Raw genomic sequence first — 19,676 nt, forward strand, 5'->3', positions numbered from 1 at the left:
CCACGTGCCCGCAGGGGCCGTCCGAGGGCTGGCCGACGGACGGACCCTCGCTCAACCGGCCGCCACCGCCCCCTCCTTCCGCCCGGTCGGCAGGGTCAGCGCCAGGTAGAGCACCAGCGAGGTGCCGAGGCCGACGGCCCAGCCGTAGTCGGCGAGCGGGGCGAGGGCCGGGATCGGGCGGCCGTCGTACAGCGGTTTGAGGCTCGCGCCGCCGATCGCGAGGACGCCGCCCACGACGAAGGCGAGGACCGCCCGCCAGTTCCAGCCGCCCGCGTACCAGTACCGGCCGCCGGCGCGGTAGAGGTCGGCGAGGTCCAGCCGGGTGCGGCGCACGATCCAGTAGTCGGCGACGAGGATGCCGGCGACCGTGCCGAGCAGCCCGCCGACCAGTCCGAGCCAGGTGAAGATGTAGCCCTGCGGGTCGGAGTACAGCTTCCACGGGAAGATCAGCACGGCGAGGACGGCGGTGATCAGCGCGCCGGTGCGGAAACTCACCTTGCTGGGCGCCACGTTGGAGAAGTCGAAGGCCGGGGAGACCAGGTTGGCGGCGATGTTCACCGAGAGGGTCGCCACCAGGACCGTGACGAGGGCGTAGAGCAGACCGACCACGTTGTCCGTCTTCGCGGCCAGCTGTACCGGGTCCCAGACGGGCTTGCCGTAGACGGCCTGCGAACCGGAGGTGACCAGCACGGACAGGAACGCGAACAGGGTCATCGTGGTGGGCAGGCCGAGCGCCTGGCCCCAGGTCTGGGCCTTCTGGCTGCGGCCGTAGCGGGTGAAGTCCGGGATGTTCAGGGACAGCGTGGACCAGAAGCCGATCATGCCCATCAGGGACGGCCAGAACAGCTTCCAGAACCCGCCGCCCCAGCCGAGCGTGGCCGGCTGGTCGAACAGCGGGCCGACCCCGCCCGCCTTGGACGCCATCCACCACAGCATCACGAACGCGCCGACCAGGACGAAGGGCGCGGCCCAGTTCTCGAAGCGGCGGATGGTCTCCATCCCCCGGTGGATGATGGCGACCTGGAGGGCCCAGAAGAGGGCGAACGACAGCCACATGGTCCAGGCGTGGCCGCCGAGGTGCGCCGCGTTCGACCAGCTGCCGCCGATCAGTTTCCCGGCGAGGAAGTAGATGGCCTCGCCGCCGATCCAGGTCTGGATGCCGAACCAGCCGCAGGCCACCAACGCCCGTACGACGGCGGGGAGGTTGGCGCCGCGCACCCCGAAGGAGGCGCGGGCGAAGACCGGGAAGGGGATGCCGTACTTCGGTCCGGCGTGCCCGGTCAGCAGCATCGGCACCAGGACGACCAGGTTGGCGACGGCGATGGTGAACACCGCCTGCTTCCAGTCCATGCCGACGGCGATCAGGCCGGAGGCCAGTGTCCAGGAGGCGGTGTTGTGGGCCATGCCGACCCACAGCGCGGAGAAGTTGTACGTCGTCCAGGTGCGCCGGCCGGCCGGGACCGGCAGCAGGTCCTCGTTGGCGTAGCGGCCGCTGGGCCGCGGAGCGCCGGGGGCGAGCTCCACCCGGCCGTCGGCGAGGGTGACTTGGGCCGAGGGTGGTATGTGCGTGGGAGCGGTGTCGGTCATGGGCGGGCCCCAATCGGGAACGGGACGGGTCGGCGGAGGCCGTGCGGGCACCAGCCCCTCCCCGCGGGGAGGCGGGGAGGGGTGACCAGGGGTGGGGGGTTGGGGCGGACCCCCGAGGGGACCGGGAGGAGGAGCCGGGTGGGACGGTGAAGGGGACGGGTGGGGCTAGGAGTTGACGGCGGGGATCACCTGGGTGCCGTAGGCGTCGATGGTGGCCTCCTGCGCGTCGTGCATGTCGTACAGCGCGAACTGGTCGACGCCCAGGGCACGCAGCGCGGTCAGCTTCTCGATGTGCCGCTCGGGCGGGCCGATGAGACAGAAGCGGTCCACGATCTCGTCGGGCACGAACTCGGTGTCGGGGTTGCCGCTGCGCCCGTGGTGGGCGTAGTCGTAGCCCTGCCGGGACTTGATGTACTCGGTGAGTTCCTCCGGGACCTGAGCGGAGTGCGCGCCGTACTTGGAGACCAGGTCGGCGACGTGGTTGCCGACCATGCCGCCGAACCAGCGGCACTGGTCGCGGGCGTGGGCGAGGGCCTCGGGCGAGTCGTCGGCGGTGACGTACGCCGGTGCCGCCACGCAGATGCTGACCTCGGCGGGGTCGCGGCCGGCCGCCTGCGCCGCGTCCTTGACGGCCTTCACCATGTACTCGGTGAGGTAGAGGTCGGCCAGCTGGAGGATGAAGCCGTCGGCCTCCTCGCCGGTCATCTTCAGCGCCCTGGGGCCGTACGCGGCCATCCAGACGGGGAGTTGAGCGCCGGGGCGGACCCAGGGGAACTTGACGACCGCGCCGCCGCCGAGGTCGGCGGCGTCGCCCCGGCCGAGGGCGCGGATCACCTTGATGGCCTCGCTTATCCGGGCGAGGGTGTTGGGCCTGCGGCCCGCGACGCGCATCGCGGAGTCGCCGCGGCCGATGCCGCACACGGTGCGGTTGCCGAACATGTCGTTGAGGGTGGCGAAGGTGGAGGCGGTGACCTCCGGGGTGCGGGTGGACGGGTTGGTGACCATCGGCCCGACCGTCAGCCGCTCGGTCCGCGCCAGGATCTGGCTGTAGATCACGAACGGCTCCTGCCACAGCACGGCGGAGTCGAAGGTCCAGCCGTGGCTGAAGCCGTTGTGCTCGGCGCGCCGCATGAGGTCGATGACGCGGGAGGCCGGCGGGTCGGTCTGGAGGACGAGTCCGAAGTCCATGGGCACTGCTCCTAGGTGAGGTACTGACAGGTGGAGCGCGGGGTGTAGACGCCGTGTCCGGCGTGCCCGGTGTACTCCCGCCGGTCGATGACGGTCTCGCCGCGCGAGAGGACCGTCTCCACCCGGCCGGTGATCCGCCTGCCCTCGTAGGCCGAGTAGTCGACGTTCATGTGGTGTGTCTCGGCGGAGATCACCTGCTCCGCGTGCGGGTCGTAGATCACCACGTCGGCGTCGGCGCCCGGGGCGATGGTGCCCTTCTTCGGGTACAGGCCGAACATCCGCGCCGGGGTGGCGCAGGCGATCTCGATCCAGCGGTGCCGCGAGATGTGCCCGTTGACCACGGCCTGGTGGAGGAGGTCCATGCGGTTCTCCACGCCCGGCATTCCGTTGGGGATCCTGGAGAAGTCGCCGCGGCCCAGCTCCTTCTGCCCGCTGAAGCAGAACGGGCAGTGGTCGGTGGAGACCACCTGGAGGTCGTTGGTGCGCAGCCCCCGCCAGAGCGCCGCCTGGTGCTCCCTGGGCCGCAGGGGCGTGGAGCACACGTACTTGGCGCCCTCGAAATCGGGCTCGGCGAGGTTGTCGGTGGACAGGAACAGGTACTGCGGGCAGGTCTCGCCGAACACGTTCAGCCCGTCGTCGCGGGCCCGCGTCAGCTCGGCGAGCGCCTCGGCGGCCGAGACGTGGACGACGTACAGCGGCGCGCCCGCGACCTGGGCGAGCCGGATGGCGCGGTGCGTGGCCTCGGCCTCCAGCAGGGCCTTGCGGACCTCGCCGTGGTGGCGCGGGTCGGTCTCGCCGCGGGCGAGGGCCTGTTCGACCAGGACGTCGATGGCGATGCCGTTCTCGGCGTGCATCATGATCAGGCCGCCGTTGCCGGCGGCGCGCTGCATGGCGCGCAGGATCTGGCCGTCGTCGGAGTAGAACACCCCGGGGTAGGCCATGAACTGCTTGAAGGAGGTCACGCCCTCCTCGATCAGCAGGTCCATCTCCTTGAGCGTCTCCTCGTTCACATCGGAGACGATCATGTGGAAGGCGTAGTCGATCGCGCAGTTGCCCTCGGCCTTCTGGTGCCAGGCGTCCAGGCCCTCGCGCAGGGTGCGGCCGACGCTCTGGATGGCGAAGTCCACGATGGTGGTCGTGCCGCCCCAGGCTGCGGCGCGGGTGCCGGTCTCGAAGGTGTCGGAGGCGTAGGTGCCGCCGAAGGGCATCTCCATGTGGGTGTGGCCGTCGACGCCGCCGGGGATGACGTATTTCCCGGTGGCGTCGATGGTCAGGTCGGCGGTGAGCGCGGCGGCGGCGGGGGTGCCGGAGGCCGCGAGGGCGGCGATGCGGCCGTCCTCGATGAGGACGTCGGCGTGGGTCTCGTCGGATGCGGTGACGACGAGACCACCGCGGATGATTTTTCGGCCGGTCACTTGGTCCTCTCTCGTGGTCGGCTGCGGGTGAGTTGTGGTGGCTCGCGCCCACGCGGCGGTAGCCGCACATCGGGTACCGTCCCGCGCCCCTTCGGGACGCGGCGCCTACGGCGCCGTCAGCGGGCCGTACGCGCCCGGGGCGCGGTCGCGGTAGAACTGCCAGCGGTCGCGGACCTCGCGGAGTTTGGCCATGTCCAGGTCGCGGACGACCAGTTCGGTCTCCTTGTCGCTCGCGACCTCGCCGACGTACTGGGCCTCGGGGTCCACGAAGTAGGTCGTGCCGTAGAAGTCGTTGTCGCCCAGGTCCTCCACGCCGACCCGGTTGATCGCGCCGACGAAGTACTCGTTGGCGGCGGCCGCGGCCGGCTGCTCCAGCTGCCAGAGGTACTTGGACAGACCCCGGGAGGTGGCCGAGGGGTTGAAGACGATCTCGGCGCCTTCGAGGCCGAGCGCCCGCCAGCCCTCGGGGAAGTGGCGGTCGTAGCAGATGTAGACGCCGACCCTGCCGACGGCGGTCTCGAAGACGGGCCAGCCGCTGTTGCCCGGCCGGAAGTAGAACTTCTCCCAGAATCCCCGCACTTGGGGGATGTGGGTCTTGCGGTACTTGCCGAGGTAGCTGCCGTCCGCGTCGATCACGGCGGCGGTGTTGTAGAGGACGCCCGGCTGCTCCTCCTCGTACATCGGCAGGATCAGTACGATGCCGAGGGCGCGGGCGAGCGACTGGAAGCGCTGGACGGTCGGACCCTCGGGGATCCGCTCGGCGTAGTCGTAGAACGCCTTGTCCTGGACCTGGCAGAAGTAGGGGCCGTAAAACAGCTCCTGGAAGCACAGGACTTGGGCCCCCTGCGCGGCCGCGTCGCGGACCGCCTGCTCGTGGACCTGGATCATGGATTCCTTGTCGCCGGTCCAGGCCGTCTGGAAGAGGGCGGCACGGATCACTCGGCTCATCGGGACCTCCGGTAGCTGGGTGTGCGGTGAGCCTAGGAAGCGGGCGGGCCGGCTTCGACGGGCAGCGTGTCACGTCCCCGGGCGTCTCGCGTGCCACCGTGTCATGTCTGCGCGGGCCCATGTTTCACCGCCGTTTTCCCAGGTGGTCACAGGTTTCAGCGTTGTTGCGCGTCATGCGCGAGCAGCGCGATGTGCACGGAGGCCGCCTGTTCGAAGTCGTCCAGGTCGACGCCGAGGCGGCCCTGTATGGCCTCCAGGCGGCGATAGAGCGCGGGCCGGGAGACATGGTGGAGCCGGGCGGTGCGGGACTTGTTGCGGCCGGTGGCGAGGTAGGTGCGCAGCACTTCGAGCAACTCGGGCTCGGCCCCGCGCAGCAGCCCGTCCAACTCCCGTTCCGCGAACGACTGCACATGCGGGTTCTCCCGCAACAGCCGTACGAGCCCCCGCAGATGGACGTCCTTGAGGCGGACGACGGCGGGCAGGCCGAGGGCGGCGGCGGAGCCTGCGACGGCCTCGGCGACATGGCGGGCCTCGCGCAGTCCCGCGGGCACCTCGTCCCAGCCGGTGCGCGGGTCGGCGGCGGCGACCACGGCGTCCGGCCGCCCGGTGCCCTCCCGCAGCCGGGCCGCGAAGAGCGCGGTGAGGGCGTCGGCGGGCCGGTCGCGCGGCAGGCTGAGCAGTACGGCGGTCACTCCGTCGGCCAGTTCGGCGGCGAGCCCGGACAGGCCCAGCACCCGCAACAGCCGGTCCAGTACGGCGGGTTCGGCGCCCGGGACGACGAGTGGCACGAAGGTGCGCAGATTGACCGGCAGCCCGGCGGCGCGGGCGCGCGGCAGCAATTGGCGGGCCGGTACGACACCGGAGACGAGGTCGGTGAGCAGGCTCTGCGCGGACTGCTCCTCCCAGCTCAGCGCGGAGCCGCCGAGCATGCGGTGCAGCACCAGGGCCTCGGCGGCGCGGTCGGCGAGCAGCCGTCCGGTGGCCGTCTCGCCCCGGTAGCCGCACAGCAGCAGCCTCCCCCAGCGCTCGCCGCGGCCGCCGAGTTCGGCGCTGATCCAGGCGTCCAGGGCGCCGCCGCCGGCCTGCCGGGCGACCCGCTCCCAGTCGCGCAGCACGTCGTCCACGGCGGAGCGCTCCCCCGCCGTGGCGAGGACGCGGTGGGCGAGGTTGGTGAGGACGACGGGGCAGGCGCTGTGCCGGGCGACCTCGTCGAGCAGCCGCTGGAGCGGGGCGCCCGCCGTGATCAGCGCGGTGAGGTCGGTGCGGACCGCCTCGGACAGGCTGACGGCCGCGAACTTGCGCCGTACCAGCCGGGACTGCACCTCCTCGGTCAGCTCGGCGAAGGGGAAGGGCCGGTGCAGCACGACCAGGGGCAGGCCGCAGCGTTCGGCGGCGCGGCGCATCACCTCGGGCGGGGCGGGGAAGGCCCGCCCGAGGCCGAGGACCACGGCGGCGGCCTCGGCGCGGTGCAGGGACCTTATGTACTCGGCCTGCCGGGTCTCGTCCCCGGCGAGCAGCACGCCGGTGGTGAGCACCATCTCGCCGCCGGTGAGCATCACGCCCACGTCGGCGGCCTCGGCGACATGCACCCAGCGCACCGCCCGGTCGAGGCCGCCGGCGCCGGCCACCACCTCGGGTTCCCCGGCGAGCACCCGTTCCAGCGTGAGCACCTGGCGCACGGAGAGGGCGGGTTCCGGCGGGGCGGCGGGACGGGAGGCGGAGGTGGTGGTCATGGCCGTATCCCCTTGCTCGGCAGTGCCAGGTGTCCCCTTGGTGTCGTACGCGTTTGTTACGCGTAGGCGCTCCTGAGCGCGTCCTCCAGGACGGCGGCGCCCTCCTCGGCCTCCGCGACGGTCAGCGACAGCGGCGGGGCGACGCGCAGCGCGCTGGTGTCGTGGCCGCCGCCCTTGCCGATGAGCAGGCCACCGGCGCGGGCCGCCTCCAGGACGGCGGCGGCCGCCTGCGGATCGGCCTCGTCGGTGCCCGGCTTCGCCAGCTCGATGCCGATCATCAGCCCGCGCCCGCGGACCTCCCGCACCCCGGGCAGCTGGGCGGCGACGGCCCGCAGCCGCTCGATGAGCAGGCCGCCGACCCGGCGGGCGTTGCCCTGGAGGTCGTGGTCGAGGAGGTAGGCGAGGTTGGCGAGACCCGCGGCCATGGTGAGCTGGGTGCCGCCGAAGGTGGAGATGCTGTTGGCGTCCAGGCAGTTCATGAGTTCGGCGCGGGCGATGACACCGCCGATGGAGGCGCCGTTGCCGATGCCCTTGGCGAAGGTGACGATGTCCGGCGGGCCGCTCGCGGCGTGCGCCCCCCAGCCCCAGAAGTGGTCGCCGGTGCGGCCCCAGCCGGTCTGCACCTCGTCGGAGATCCACAGGACACCGCGTTCCCGCAGCACCTCGCGGAAGTCGGCGTACAGCCCGTCGGGCGGCGAGGTGAACCCGCCGACGCCCTGGATGGGTTCGGCGATCAGCGCGGCCGGGGGCCGGGTGTGGCCGAGGACGTCTTTCAGGTCGGCGACGCAGGCGTCGGTGAAGGCGCGGTCGTCCAGGTGCGCGAAGGGGCCCCGGGTGCGGACGCCGCCGTGCACGTAGAGGGTCTGTAGCGGGGACAGCGAGGTCGGGGACCAGGTGCGGTTGCCGGTGATGCCGACGGTGGAGAAGGAGCGGCCGTGGTAGCTGTTGCGCATGGCCAGGACGGTGTTGCTGCGCCGGTACGTGGTGGCGAGCAGCAGGGCGGTGTCGTTGGCCTCGGTGCCGGAGGTGGTGAAGAAGACGCGGGCGTCGGGGATGTTGCTCACCTGGGCGATGCGCTCGGCGAGGTCCACCATCGGGCGGTTGAGGTAGAGGGTCGAGGAGTGCAGGATGCGCCCGGCCTGTTCGCCGACCGCCTTGGTGACCTCGGGCAGCGCGTGCGCGGTCATGGTGGTGAGGATGCCGCCGAAGAAGTCCAGGTAGCGGTTGCCGTCGGAGTCCCAGACGTGGCGGCCCTCGCCGTGGGTGATCTCGATCGGGTCGTCGTAGTAGAGGGCGAGCCAGTCGGGCATCACCCTGCGGTGGCGGGAGTAGAGGTCGCTCACGGCTGCACCAGCCCTTCGTAGGCGTCGGGACGGCGGTCGCGGTAGAAGGCCCACTGCTGCCGTACGTCGTCGATGAGTGCGAAGTCCAGGTCGCGGACGAGGAGTTCCTCACCCTCGTCGCCCGCGGTCTCGCCGACGAACCGGCCGCGGGGGTCCACGAAGTACGACGTGCCGTAGAAGTCGTTGGTCCCGTACTCCTCCTGGCCCACCCGGTTGATGGCGGCGACGAAGTACTCGTTGGCGACGGCCGCGGCGGGCTGCTCCAGCTGCCAGAGGTGGGCGGACAGGCCCCGGTGGGTGGCGGCGGGGTTGTACACCAACTGGGCGCCTCCGAGGCCGAGTTGCCGCCAGCCCTCGGGGAAGTGGCGGTCGTAGCAGATGTAGACGCCGACCTTGCCGACGGCGGTCCCGAAGACGGGCCAGCCCATGTTGCCGGGGCGGAAGTAGTACTTCTCCCAGAAGCCCTCGACCTGGGGGATGTGGTGCTTGCGGTATTTGCCGAGGTAGGTGCCGTCGGCGTCGATCACGGCGGCGGTGTTGTAGTAGAACCCGGACCGCTCGACCTCGAACACCGGCGCGACGATCACCATCCCGGTCTCCCGCGCGAGGTCTCGCATCCGCCGTACGGTCGGCCCGTCGGGCACGGGCTCGGCCCACCGGAAGTGCTCCCGGTCCTGGACCTGGCAGAAGTAGGGGGCGTTGAACACCTCCTGGAACCCGATGATCCGCGCGCCCCGCCGGGCCGCCTCCCGGGCGTGCTCCTCGTGTTTCGCCACCATGGACTCGGTGTCGCCGGTCCAGGTGGCCTGGACCAGCGCGGCGCGGACGACGTCGGCCATGAGCCGCTCCTTCGACATGACGTCAGAGCCTCTACGCCCGTAGAGCAGGCCGTAGAGGCACGAACGTAAGCCTCCTGGGCCGCCTTGCCAAGACCATCACCGCCAACCCGCCGATTCACACTCCGGTGGGCGAGCGGGGGCTTCGGCCCTGGGCGCCGCGGGTCCGCCGCGGCTCGTCGCGCGGTTCCCCGCACCCCTGGCGGGGCGCTTGAGCGCCGTTCGTTCAGATGGCGACCAGCGCGCAGTGCACCGCCAGGTCGTCCATCGACAGGCCGAGCACTCGCGCCAGCGCCGCCACCGTGAAGAACGCCGGGGTCGGGGCGCGGCCGGTCTCGATCTTGCGGAGGGTCTCGGCCGAGACGCCCGCCGCGGCGGCGACCTCGACCATGCTGCGGTCACCGCGCGCCTCGCGCAGCAGCCGGCCGAGCCGCTCGCCGCGCTCGTGCTCTTCGGGGGTGAGGGGGGTGCGCACCATGCGTCCATTGTGCCCGCCGCGCTCCCCCATTCAAATACCGCCTGCCCTCGCGCGGGACCCCAATACAAATACCGGTATAGTAATTGGCATGGTGGAACTGAAGACGGACGCGTCCGTCGACGCGATGCATGCCGCGGGCCAGGTCGTCGGGCAGGCCCTGAGTGCCGTACGCAAGGTGGCGGACGTGGGGGTCTCGCTGCTGGAGCTGGACGAGGTCGCACGGGAGGTGCTGCGGGCGGCGGGGGCGACCTCGCCCTTCCTCGGGTACCGCCCGTCCTTCGCCCCGACCCCGTTCCCCGCGGTGATCTGCGCCTCGGTGAACGACGCGATCGTGCACGGCATCCCCACCGGGTACCGGCTGCGCGACGGCGACCTGGTCTCGATCGACTGCGGGGCCCTGCTGGACGGCTGGGCCGGCGACTCGGCGATCAGCTTCACGGTGGGCCGCGCGCGCCCCGAGGACGTACGGCTGGTCGGCACCGCCGAGCGGGCCCTGGCGGCCGGCATCGCGGCGGCCGTGGTCGGCAACCGCGTCGGTGACATCGCCCACGCCGTCGGCCGGGTCTGCCGTACGGCGGGCTACGGCGTCCCGCAGGACTTCGGCGGCCATGGCATCGGCCGCCGTATGCACGAGGACCCCGGCGTCCCCAACGAGGGCCGCCCCGGCCGCGGCTTCCCGCTGCGCCCCGGCCTGGTCCTGGCGATCGAGCCGATGCTGATCGGCGGCGGCCGCGACGAGTACCGCGAGGACCCCGACGGCTGGACCCTGCGCACGACGGACGGCTCCCGCGCGGCCCACGCGGAACACACGGTGGCGATCACGGAGCGGGGTCCCCGGATCCTCACGGCACGCGTCCCGACCTGAGGGGCGCGGGGAACTGCGCGATCAACCGAGACGGACCCGCAGGCCGCCGTGCAACCGCGCTCACCCCCCCTCTTGGGCGAACATGCCCACCCCCACACTTCATGCCATCGTGGGCATGAGCAGCCCCACCCCGGTTACCCGGCGGAGCCACCGTCAGCGAAGGAAAGCATCGCCATGACCAACGGCTACCCTCCTGACCCCTTCGGCGAATTCCTCGCCCGCTTCTTCAGCGGCGCCGCCGGAGGCAGCAGCGCGCCAGGCCCGCGGCACATCGACATCGGCCGGCTGCTCAGCCAGCCGGCGCGGGAGCTGGTCAAAGGGGCGGCGCAGTACGCGGCCGAGCACGGCAGCCGGGACCTGGACACCCAGCACCTGCTGCGCGCGGCCGTCTCCACGGAGCCCACGCGGAGCCTGCTGACCCGGGCCGGGGCCGATCCGGACTCGCTCGCCACGGAGATAGACGACCGGGCGGGACCGGTGCGGCACCCGCCGGGCGAGGTACCGCCGCCGACCTCGCTGTCCCTGACCCCCGCGGTGAAACGGGCACTGCTGGACGCGCACGACATGGCCCGCTCCAGCGGCGCGGGCTACATCGGCCCGGAACATGTGCTCAGCGCGCTGGCCTCGAACCCGGACTCGGCCGCAGGGCACATCCTGCACGCGGCCCGCTTCCCGGCGAGCGGGCTGCCGCCGGAGCCGCCGGAGGGCACCGGCCAGGTGCGCGTGGAGCGGCAGCGGGCCACCGGCACGCCCACCCTGGACAAGTACGGCCGTGACCTGACCGACCTGGCCCGGGAGGGCCGGGTCGACCCGGTGATCGGCCGGGACACCGAGATCGAGCAGACCGTCGAGGTGCTGTCCCGGCGCGGCAAGAACAACCCCGTGCTGATCGGCGACGCGGGCGTGGGCAAGACGGCCATCGTGGAGGGCCTCGCGCAGCGGATCGCCGACGGGGACGTGCCGGACCAGCTGGCCGGGCGGCGGGTGGTCGCCCTCGATCTGACCGGGGTCGTGGCCGGCACCCGCTACCGGGGCGACTTCGAGGAGCGGCTGAACAACATCGTGGAGGAGATCCGCGCCAACTCCGACCGGCTGGTCGTGTTCATCGACGAGCTGCACACCGTCGTCGGCGCGGGCTCCGGCGGCGAGGGCGGCGCGCTGGACGCGGGCAACATCCTCAAGCCCGCGCTGGCCCGGGGCGAGCTGCACATCGTGGGCGCGACCACCCTGGAGGAGTTCCGCCGGATCGAGAAGGACGCGGCGCTGGCCCGCCGCTTCCAGCCGGTCCTGGTGCCCGAGCCGACCGTGCAGGACACCATCGGGATCCTGCGCGGGCTGCGCGACCGCTACGAGGCCCATCACCAGGTCCGCTACTCCGACGAGGCGCTCGTCGCCGCCGTGGAGCTGTCCGACCGGTATCTCACCGACCGGCGGCTGCCGGACAAGGCGATCGACCTGATCGACCAGGCGGGCGCCCGGGTCCGGCTCGGCGCCCGCACCAAGGGCACCGATGTACGGGCGATGGAGCGCGAGGTGGACCAGCTGGTCCGGGACAAGGACCAGGCGGTCGCCGACGAGGACTACGAGCAGGCCAAGCAGCTGCGCGACCGGATCGCCGAGCTGAAGGAACGTATCGCCGAGGCGTCCGGGGGCGAGCAGGCCGACGAGGGGCAGCTGGAGGTGACCGCGGAGTCCATCGCCGAGGTCGTCTCGCGGCAGACCGGCATCCCGGTCAGCCGGCTCACCCAGGAGGAGAAGGAACGGCTGCTCGGTCTGGAGGACCACCTCCACCAGCGGGTCGTCGGCCAGGAGGAGGCCGTCGCGGTGGTCGCCGAGGCCGTGCTGCGCTCGCGCGCCGGGCTCGCCAGCCCCTCCCGCCCGATCGGCAGCTTCCTCTTCCTCGGCCCGACCGGTGTCGGCAAGACCGAGCTGGCCCGCGCGCTCGCCGAGGCGCTGTTCGGCAGCGAGGACCGCATGGTCCGCCTCGACATGAGCGAGTACCAGGAGCGGCACACCGTCTCCCGGCTGGTCGGCGCCCCGCCCGGCTACGTGGGCCACGAGGAGGCGGGGCAGCTCACCGAGGTGGTGCGCCGGCACCCGTACTCGCTGCTGCTGCTCGACGAGGTGGAGAAGGCGCACCCGGACGTCTTCAACATCCTGCTCCAGGTGCTGGACGACGGCCGGCTCACCGACTCCCAGGGCCGCACGGTCGACTTCACCAACACGGTCATCGTGATGACCAGCAACCTCGGCTCCGAGGCGATCACCCGGCGCGGCGCCGGGATCGGCTTCGGGCCGGGCGGCGCGGAGGCCGACGAGGAGGCGCGGCGGGAGCAGATCATGCGGCCGCTGCGCGAGCACTTCCGGCCCGAGTTCCTCAACCGCATCGACGAGATCGTGGTCTTCCGGCAGCTCACGAGCGAGCAACTGCGGCAGATCACCGACCTGTTGCTGGAGAGCACCCGGCGGCTGCTGGACGGCCAGGGCGTCTCGGTGCGGTTCACGGACGCGGCGGTCGACTGGATCGCCGAGCGCGGCTACCAACCGGAGTACGGCGCCCGGCCGTTGCGCCGCACCATCCAGCGCGAAGTGGACAACCGGCTGTCGCGGCTGCTGCTGAACGGCACGGTCACCGAGGGCGGCCGGGTCACGGTGGACGTCAAGGACGGGCAGCTGGACTTCCTGACACCCCCGCCGCCGGAGGCCGCGCAGGCCCCGCCCGCCGGATGAGACCCGTAAGCGAAGGTGCCGGGGGCCAGCCGCCCCCGGCACCTTCGCGCACGTCGTGCGTACGGCTCCTACGGGGTGGGGTCGACCACCATCGCCGAGCCGCCGCCGCGTCGTACCTTCTCGGCCGCGGCCAGCCATCTGCCGTCCGGCAGCCGCTGCACTCCGGTGGCGGCGCCGATCTCCGGGTTGAGGGTGAAGTGGTGGCCGATGGCCTCCAGCTGCTGCCTCAACGGGCTGTCGTACAGGGCGGGTTCGAGTTCCGTCTGGGCCGCGTTGCGCTGGCTGGCGCGGGGCGCGGCGATGGCGTCGACCAGGGGCAGACGCCGGTCGAGGAACTCGGTCAGGGTCTGGAGCACGGTGGTGATGATGGTCGCGCCGCCGGGCGAACCCAGCGCCACCACGGGCCGGTTGTGGCCGTCGAGGACGATCGTCGGCGAGATCGAGGAGCGCGGCCGCTTGCCCGGACCGGGCAGGTTCGGGTCGGGCACGGAGGGGCTCGCCGGGGTGAAGGAGAAGTCCGTCAGCTCGTTGTTGAGCAGGAAGCCCCGGCCGGGCACGGTCATCGCGCTGCCGCCGGTCTGCTCGATGGTGAGGGTGTACGAGACGACGTCGCCCCACTTGTCGGCCACCGTGAGATGGGTGGTGTTCTGGCCCTCGTACGTCGTCGGCGCCGCCTTGCCGCCCCGGGCGCAGCCCTTCGGGTGGTACGGGTCGCCGGGGGCGAGCGGGCTGGTGAGGACCGCGTCGTCCTTGATCAGGCAGGCCCGCGAGTCCGCGAACTTCTGCGAGAGCAACTGGCGGGTGGGGACCTTCTCGTAGGCGGGGTCGCCGACCCAGCGCCCGCGGTCGGCGAAGGCGATCCGGCTGGCCTCGATGTAGTGGTGCAGGTACTGCGCCTCGCTCATCTTCGACAGGTCGGAGCTCTCCAGGATGTTGAGCGCCTCACCGACCGTGGTGCCGCCCGAGGAGGACGGGGCGATGGAGTAGACGTTGAGCCCGCGGTACGACGTCCTGGTGGGCGCCTGGAGCTTGGCGCGGTAGACGGCGAGGTCCTTCTCGGCGAGCTTGCCGGGGCGGGCGTTCCAGCCGGAGGCCGGGTCCACGGGCGGGTGCTCGACGGTCCTGACGATGTCGTCGCCGATGTCGCCGTGGTAGATCGCCCCCATCCCCTTCTTCGCCAACTCCTCGTAGGTCTTGGCGAGTTCGGGGTTCTTGAAGGTCGAGCCCACGGCGGGCAGCTTGCCGCCGGGCAGGAACAGCCTCGCGGTGTCCGGGAAGTAGCGGAACCGGGTCTCGTTGTCGGCGGTCTGCGAGCGGAAGGTGTCGTCCACGGTGAAGCCGTCGCGGGCGAGCCGTTCGGCCGGCTTCAGGACGCTGCCGAGTTTCCGGCTGCCCCACTGGTCGAGGGCGGTCTGCCAGGTGGCGGGGGTGCCCGGGGTGCCGACGCTGAGTCCGCTGCTGACGGCGTCGTTGAAGGAGAGCGGCTTGCCGTTCTCCACGAACAGGTCGGAGTCGGCGCTCCGCGGTGCCGTCTCGCGGCCGTCGATGGTGTGGACCGTGCGGGTCCGCGCGTCGTAGTAGACGAAGTAGCCGCCTCCGCCGACGCCGGACGAGTAGGGCTCGGTGACGCCGAGCGCGGCGGCGGTGGCGACGGCGGCGTCCACCGCGTTGCCGCCGTTCCTGAGAACCTCGATGCCGGCGGCGGTGGCGTCCTTGTCGACGCTGGCGACGGCACCGCCGTAGCCCACGGCCACCGGCTGTTTGCCGGCCGGTTCGCCCGTCTTCGGGGCGGGCGGCGGCGCCGCGGCCCCCATCGTCACCACGGCGGCCGACACCACCGTCAGAACCGCCAGTCTCCGCGTGCCTGGACGACCCATCCGTACCTCCCGTCGGGACAATCAGCGCAGCGTAGCCAGATTGTCACACTAGCGACAGTACCCCTCGGCCGCTCGCCACACGACCGTCACAGTTCGAACACCGGTACGCCCAGGACACTCTGGCCCACTACCGTGCCCGGCCATGCCCGAGGACGTGCGCCACATCGTCCTGGGCCTGGTGGCGCCCGCCCTCTCCGCCTCCTTGGGCCGGCCGGCCCGCACGCCGGGGCTGCGGATCGCCACCGATGCCGAACCGGTCGCCGAGCGCGGCACGTTCCGCGTCGGCGCGCGGGAGTACCGGATGGAGCGGGGGGGTGTGGAGTACGTGCTGCTCGCGCGGGTCACCACCGAGGGCCGGGCCCGTCCGGTGTTCCTGTTCTGCGGCCGGAGCGCGATCACCCATCAGGACGCGACCCGCCATCTCACCCGCCGTCACGAGCGGTTGGCCCGCAAGTACGGCACCGGCGCGTTCGTCCTCCTGCTGAAGGTTCTCAACTCGGGGGCGTACGGGCTGGACATGGTGGAACTGGTGGCGGAGGTGAGCCGGGCGGCGCGCTCTCCGCTGCCGCTGCCCGAGCCGGAGCCCGCGGGGTCCGCGTGAGGCGCGGGCGGTGACGGCCCGTCGAGCGCAACTCGTCCGGCGCAGCTGACCTTCTCCTCGCCGGTGCGAGCAGTGATCTCCGGCTGCCGCCGGACGAGCCTGGCCCGTGTGAACTGCCGCCCCTCTCACGGTGCGGGGGCCATGGGGTCCCCAACCGGCGGCAGTGCCTCCGTCCCGGTGCGGTGGGGCTTGATCACCTCACCACGGGGCGGAACGCACCATCGTAGTCGAGAGGTCGGGGGCCGGGGTTCCCGGCATGGGTACAGGGCCTGTCCGAGGGCCCGCGGGCGGTCGCCGGGGCCGGATGCCGGACGCGTCCGCGGACCCCGGTAACGGGTGGGCCGCGAAGGCGGGTGACGGACGGGGATCGACGGGGCGCCGGGTGAACCGGCCGGTGCGCGTTGCCTGGTGCGCCTTCTTCCAGACGCCGTTCCTCGGTTCGATCAACGGATCGACGGCCATACGCAGCCCTACTCCACTCTCCGCTGGGTGGTGGTCGCCGCAAACTATCCAGCCGGGCCCGGGAGTCGGGGGGCGACACGGCCTTTCCGGCATTAGCCGTATTTTAAGGCCGTGGTGGGGAGGGCACGGCGAGGAGGGAGTGGGGAGGAGGGCGTGGTCCCGGGGCCGCCGGGGGTTCAGACCTCGGCGATCTCCGCGTACAGCTGGGACAGCTCGGGCACGCCGGTCGCGGCCCACTGGCGCCCCGCGTCCACCACCTCCACCTCGCGGCCGGAGGCGAGGCGCAGCACGGGCTCGCCGCCGGCGCTGATCCGCCAGGCGGCGCCGGGTACGGTGCGCACCACCACGGTGCCCAGGTACAGCCCGGCGTCATGGCCGAGCCAGGGCAGCGTCTCGGCGTCCTCGCGCCAGCGCGGGACCATCTGGTCCAGGGCCTCCAGGGAGGCCGGGGTGTCGTCCAGGCGGACGCCGCCCCGGGCCGCCTGGGCGCGCAGCAGATCGCACTCGGACAGCAGCGCGGTCACCGACTCGGGGTCGGCGGGCAGCGCGGGGTGCTTCTTGTGCCGTGGGCCCAGGAACGGAAGGTTCATGGACCCAGCGTGGCATCACACGTCGAGGTCGACCACCACGGGCGCGTGATCGGAGGCGCCCTTGCCCTTGCGCTCCTCGCGGTCGACGTAGGCGTCCTTGACGGCGCCCGCGAAGGCCGCGTTGCCGTACACCAGGTCGATACGCATGCCGCGGTTCTTGGGGAAGCAGAGCTGGCGGTAGTCCCAGTAGGTGAACGGGTGGTCGTACTTGAGCGGGCGCGGTACGACATCGTCGAGGCCGGCCTCGCGCAGGGCGGTGAGGGCGGCGCGCTCGGCGGGGGTGACGTGGGTGGCGCCCTCGAAGGCGGCCCGGTCGTAGACGTCGTCGTCGGTCGGCGCCACGTTGTAATCACCGAGGACGGCGAAGGGCCGGCTGCCCTGGGCGTCGCCGAGGACGGCGGCGCGCAGGGCCTCGAACCACTGGAGCTTGTACGCGTAGTGCGGGTGGTCGATCTCGCGGCCGTTGGGCACGTACACCGACCAGACGCGGACGGGGCCGCAGGTGGCGGAGATGGCGCGGGGCTCGGTCACGCCCTCGTAGCCGGGGTCGCCGGGCAGTCCCTTGACGACGTCGGCCAGGCCGACGCGGGAGAGCACCGCCACGCCGTTCCACCGGCCGGTGGCGTGCACCGCGGCCTCGTAGCCCAGCTCGCGCAGCGGCTCGACCGGGAACTGCTCCTCGGCGACCTTGGCCTCCTGGAGGCAGAGCACGTCGGTGCCGCTGCTCTCCAGCCAGGCCAGCAGGCGCGGGAGGCGGGCGGTGATCGAGTTCACGTTCCAGGTCGCGATGCGCATGCTCCACAACCTACCTGGCGGGTACGACAACCCGTCCCGCCCCGCCTCACACCGGGGCCGAGGCGCCCGGGGCGAGCCGCTGGTGGTCGGTGCCGCCGAGGGCGCCGATCTGGTGGTCGTAGATCGGCCGGGCCAGGTCGGTGAGCAGGGCGTCGTGGATGTCGTAGGCGCGCTGGGGGCGCACCTCGCGGACGTAGTCGATCACTTCGGCGATCTTGTTCCAGGGGGCCATGACCGGGAGCATCAGCGTCTGGACGGGCCGGTCCGGGACGGTGAGGGCGTCGCCGGGGTGGAAGATCTTCCCGCCGTCGAGGAGGTAGCCGACGTTGGTGATGCGCGGGATGTCCGGGTGGATCACGGCGTGCAGCTCGCCGTGCACCTGTACGTCGAAGCCGGCGGCGGTGAAGGTGTCGCCGTGCCCGACGGTGTGCACACGGCCCGGGAACGCCGCCGCGATCTTGTCCGCGACGGACCGCAGCGTCCAGATCCGGGCGGCCGGGTTGTCCTCCATCGCCGTCCGCAGCCGGGACTCGTCGAAGTGGTCCGCGTGCTCGTGCGTCACGAGGATCGCGTCCGCGCCGAGCGCGGCGTCCTCCTCGCTGAACCCCCCAGGATCGATGACGAGCACCTGCCCGTCCTTCTCCACCCGGACGCAGGCATGGGACTTCTTGGTGAGCTTCATGCCTCACCATCCTGCCCGAGGGGGCGCGGGGACGCCCGGGGGTGGGCCGCGGGGCGCCCGTGGGGCGGGTCCCGCGCGCCCCGTGGCCGTCCGGGCTCACTCCGCCGGGGTCGTCTCCTCCTGGATGATCCGCTGGGCCACCTTGAAGGCGCTGGTGGCGGCGGGGAGGCCGCAGTAGAGGGCGGTGTGCAGGAGGATCTCGCGGATCTCGTCGGGAGTGAGGCCGTTGCGCAGGGCGGCGCGGGTGTGGGAGGCGAGTTCGTCCAGGTGACCGCCGGCGATCAGCGCGGTGAGCGTGATACAGCTGCGGGTACGGCGGTCCAGGCCCGGCCGGTCCCAGATCTCACCCCAGGCGTAGCGGGTGACGAACTCCTGGAAGTCCCCGGAGAACCGGTCCGCTCCGGCCAGTTCCTGGTCGACGCGCGCGTCACCGAGCACCTCGCGCCGGATCTTGAGCCCGGTCTCGTACCGGTCGGCCCGGTCCGCGGGCGGCGCGGCGGCGGGCGGGGCGATCTCCGCGACCGGGACCACGGCCTGCGGCGGCACCATCGGCAGCGGCGCCGTGACCTGCGCCCCCGGCAGGGCGATCTGCCCGGTGTCGTACGGCTGCTGCCAGGCCGTGGAGAAGTGGTGGACCAGCAGATCGGTGACGGCGGCCGGCTGCTCGACCGGGACCAGGTGGGAGGCGCCGGGCACGACCGCGAGCCGGGCGTCGGGGATGCCCGCGACCAGGGTGCGGGCCTCGGCCGGGCCGGTGACCTGGTCCTCGGAGCCGACCAGGACCATCGTCGGGGCCGCGACGCGGCCCAGCTCGGCCCGCACGTCGAACGCGGCGAGGGCCTCGCAGGAGGCGATGTAGCAGCCGGGGTCCGTGGTGCGCACCATCTGCACCGCCCACTCGGTGATCGCGGGCTGCGCCGCCGAGAACCCGCCGGTGAACCAGCGGTCCGGCGAGGTCCGGGCGATGGGGTCCAGGCCGTTGGTGCGTACGATCACACCGCGCTGCCGGAACTCGTCGGCCGTCCCGAACCGGGGCGAGGCCGCGACCAGCGCGAGCGAGGCCAGCCGCTCGGGGTGGCGCAGGGCCAGCTCGATCCCGATGGCACCGCCGAGCGCGCAGCCGGCGTACCCGAAGCGCTGCACACCGAGCGAGTCCAGGGTCGCGAGCAACCGGGCGCTCAACTCCCCCACGGACCCGGCCGGATGCGCGGGCGCCCCGCCGTGCCCGGGCAGATCGAACCGGAAGATCCGCCACTGCTCGGCCAGCTCCGGGATCTGCCGGTCCCACATGTGCCAGGTGGTGCCCAGTGAGGGAGCCAGGATCAGTACGGGGGCCTCTTCCGGCCCGTCGAGGCGGTATTGCAGGGTGTTCGGTGGTGTCTCGCTCACGCCCAAGACCCTCTCACGTCCCACGAGCCCTCACACGGCCGGGGAACCCGGCGGCTCATGGCCCTCGCCGTTCGGCACCACGGGCACGGCGGAAGGCCATGGCGCCCCGGCGGACGGCGTTCTCGGACGTCGTTTCCCGTGGTGCGGAGTTTGTGGC

Annotated in this window: 16 protein-coding genes; 3 read left to right on the forward strand and 13 right to left on the reverse strand. The window is 72.4% G+C overall.

Annotated elements, in window-relative coordinates:
* Nucleotides 1-51: 51 nt before the first annotated feature.
* The 8 genes from QHG49_RS07160 to QHG49_RS07195 form a co-directional block, all read right to left on the reverse strand.
* On the reverse strand, nt 52-1,587 hold the full coding sequence (locus QHG49_RS07160; protein ID WP_159706273.1) for an NCS1 family nucleobase:cation symporter-1: 1,536 nt from the start codon (nt 1,585-1,587) through the stop codon (nt 52-54).
* Between the two features lie 165 nt (nt 1,588-1,752).
* Nucleotides 1,753-2,775: a TIGR03842 family LLM class F420-dependent oxidoreductase gene (locus QHG49_RS07165; protein WP_301487925.1), complete on the reverse strand. Its 1,023-nt coding sequence runs from the start codon at nt 2,773-2,775 to the stop codon at nt 1,753-1,755.
* 11 nt (nt 2,776-2,786) lie between these two features.
* A complete protein-coding gene (gene hydA, locus QHG49_RS07170; RefSeq protein ID WP_301487927.1) occupies nt 2,787-4,190 on the reverse strand; it encodes a dihydropyrimidinase in 1,404 nt (467 codons plus the stop codon).
* Between the two features lie 105 nt (nt 4,191-4,295).
* Nucleotides 4,296-5,138: a nitrilase-related carbon-nitrogen hydrolase gene (locus tag QHG49_RS07175; protein WP_145486357.1), complete on the reverse strand. Its 843-nt coding sequence runs from the start codon at nt 5,136-5,138 to the stop codon at nt 4,296-4,298.
* Between the two features lie 155 nt (nt 5,139-5,293).
* The gene (locus QHG49_RS07180) at nt 5,294-6,871 is read right to left on the reverse strand and encodes a PucR family transcriptional regulator (RefSeq protein WP_301487930.1); all 1,578 of its coding nucleotides are present in this window, start codon (nt 6,869-6,871) and stop codon (nt 5,294-5,296) included.
* 56 nt (nt 6,872-6,927) lie between these two features.
* Nucleotides 6,928-8,181, reverse strand: a complete 1,254-nt coding sequence (locus QHG49_RS07185; RefSeq protein WP_145486470.1) for an aspartate aminotransferase family protein — start codon at nt 8,179-8,181, stop codon at nt 6,928-6,930.
* A gap of 29 nt (nt 8,182-8,210) precedes the next feature.
* A complete protein-coding gene (locus QHG49_RS07190) occupies nt 8,211-9,053 on the reverse strand; it encodes a nitrilase-related carbon-nitrogen hydrolase (RefSeq protein WP_159706265.1) in 843 nt (280 codons plus the stop codon).
* A 223-nt stretch (nt 9,054-9,276) separates the two neighbouring features.
* The gene (locus QHG49_RS07195) at nt 9,277-9,528 is read right to left on the reverse strand and encodes a helix-turn-helix domain-containing protein (RefSeq protein WP_145486360.1); all 252 of its coding nucleotides are present in this window, start codon (nt 9,526-9,528) and stop codon (nt 9,277-9,279) included.
* Between the two features lie 88 nt (nt 9,529-9,616).
* Between QHG49_RS07195 and map the strand changes: the two genes are divergently transcribed.
* On the forward strand, nt 9,617-10,393 hold the full coding sequence (map, locus tag QHG49_RS07200; protein ID WP_301487935.1) for a type I methionyl aminopeptidase: 777 nt from the start codon (nt 9,617-9,619) through the stop codon (nt 10,391-10,393).
* Nucleotides 10,394-10,567: 174 nt separating this feature from the next.
* Nucleotides 10,568-13,123: an ATP-dependent Clp protease ATP-binding subunit gene (locus QHG49_RS07205; protein ID WP_301487937.1), complete on the forward strand. Its 2,556-nt coding sequence runs from the start codon at nt 10,568-10,570 to the stop codon at nt 13,121-13,123.
* A 68-nt stretch (nt 13,124-13,191) separates the two neighbouring features.
* Here the strand turns inward: QHG49_RS07205 and ggt are convergent, their stop codons facing one another.
* The gene (ggt, locus tag QHG49_RS07210) at nt 13,192-15,000 is read right to left on the reverse strand and encodes a gamma-glutamyltransferase (RefSeq protein ID WP_301487939.1); all 1,809 of its coding nucleotides are present in this window, start codon (nt 14,998-15,000) and stop codon (nt 13,192-13,194) included.
* Nucleotides 15,001-15,142: 142 nt separating this feature from the next.
* Here ggt and QHG49_RS07215 point away from each other — a divergent pair, with 142 nt between their 5' ends.
* Complete coding sequence (locus QHG49_RS07215) at nt 15,143-15,601, forward strand: hypothetical protein (protein ID WP_370530437.1); 459 nt, start codon at nt 15,143-15,145, stop codon at nt 15,599-15,601.
* A 638-nt stretch (nt 15,602-16,239) separates the two neighbouring features.
* On the opposite strand, the gene QHG49_RS07220 is transcribed toward QHG49_RS07215, so the two are convergent.
* From QHG49_RS07220 to QHG49_RS07235, 4 genes are all read right to left on the reverse strand, one after another.
* Entirely contained in the window at nt 16,240-16,653 is a 414-nt protein-coding gene (locus QHG49_RS07220) for a DUF6278 family protein (RefSeq protein WP_145486364.1), read from the reverse strand.
* A gap of 15 nt (nt 16,654-16,668) precedes the next feature.
* The gene (locus QHG49_RS07225; RefSeq protein ID WP_145486365.1) at nt 16,669-17,448 is read right to left on the reverse strand and encodes an exodeoxyribonuclease III; all 780 of its coding nucleotides are present in this window, start codon (nt 17,446-17,448) and stop codon (nt 16,669-16,671) included.
* A 46-nt stretch (nt 17,449-17,494) separates the two neighbouring features.
* Nucleotides 17,495-18,130, reverse strand: coding sequence for an MBL fold metallo-hydrolase (locus QHG49_RS07230; protein ID WP_159706259.1), 636 nt, complete (start codon nt 18,128-18,130; stop codon nt 17,495-17,497).
* Nucleotides 18,131-18,226: 96 nt separating this feature from the next.
* A complete protein-coding gene (locus QHG49_RS07235; RefSeq protein ID WP_159706257.1) occupies nt 18,227-19,519 on the reverse strand; it encodes an alpha/beta fold hydrolase in 1,293 nt (430 codons plus the stop codon).
* Nucleotides 19,520-19,676 lie beyond the last annotated feature (157 nt).

The sequence above is a fragment of the Streptomyces sp. WP-1 genome (assembly GCF_030450125.1).
GTDB lineage: Bacteria > Actinomycetota > Actinomycetes > Streptomycetales > Streptomycetaceae > Streptomyces > Streptomyces incarnatus.

What these genes read in the sequence shown, in the direction of transcription:
- QHG49_RS07160 (WP_159706273.1), bottom strand. Translation starts at nt 1,587, where the DNA reads ATGACCGACACCGCTCCCACGCACATACCACCCTCGGCCCAAGTCACC.
- QHG49_RS07225 (WP_145486365.1), bottom strand. Translation starts at nt 17,448, where the DNA reads ATGCGCATCGCGACCTGGAACGTGAACTCGATCACCGCCCGCCTCCCG.
- QHG49_RS07190 (WP_159706265.1), bottom strand. Translation starts at nt 9,053, where the DNA reads ATGGCCGACGTCGTCCGCGCCGCGCTGGTCCAGGCCACCTGGACCGGC.
- map (WP_301487935.1), top strand. Translation starts at nt 9,617, where the DNA reads ATGGTGGAACTGAAGACGGACGCGTCCGTCGACGCGATGCATGCCGCG.
- QHG49_RS07175 (WP_145486357.1), bottom strand. Translation starts at nt 5,138, where the DNA reads ATGAGCCGAGTGATCCGTGCCGCCCTCTTCCAGACGGCCTGGACCGGC.
- QHG49_RS07165 (WP_301487925.1), bottom strand. Translation starts at nt 2,775, where the DNA reads ATGGACTTCGGACTCGTCCTCCAGACCGACCCGCCGGCCTCCCGCGTC.
- QHG49_RS07215 (WP_370530437.1), top strand. Translation starts at nt 15,143, where the DNA reads ATGCCCGAGGACGTGCGCCACATCGTCCTGGGCCTGGTGGCGCCCGCC.
- QHG49_RS07230 (WP_159706259.1), bottom strand. Translation starts at nt 18,130, where the DNA reads ATGAAGCTCACCAAGAAGTCCCATGCCTGCGTCCGGGTGGAGAAGGAC.
- QHG49_RS07220 (WP_145486364.1), bottom strand. Translation starts at nt 16,653, where the DNA reads ATGAACCTTCCGTTCCTGGGCCCACGGCACAAGAAGCACCCCGCGCTG.
- ggt (WP_301487939.1), bottom strand. Translation starts at nt 15,000, where the DNA reads ATGGGTCGTCCAGGCACGCGGAGACTGGCGGTTCTGACGGTGGTGTCG.
- QHG49_RS07185 (WP_145486470.1), bottom strand. Translation starts at nt 8,181, where the DNA reads ATGCCCGACTGGCTCGCCCTCTACTACGACGACCCGATCGAGATCACC.
- QHG49_RS07205 (WP_301487937.1), top strand. Translation starts at nt 10,568, where the DNA reads ATGACCAACGGCTACCCTCCTGACCCCTTCGGCGAATTCCTCGCCCGC.
- QHG49_RS07195 (WP_145486360.1), bottom strand. Translation starts at nt 9,528, where the DNA reads ATGGTGCGCACCCCCCTCACCCCCGAAGAGCACGAGCGCGGCGAGCGG.
- QHG49_RS07180 (WP_301487930.1), bottom strand. Translation starts at nt 6,871, where the DNA reads ATGACCACCACCTCCGCCTCCCGTCCCGCCGCCCCGCCGGAACCCGCC.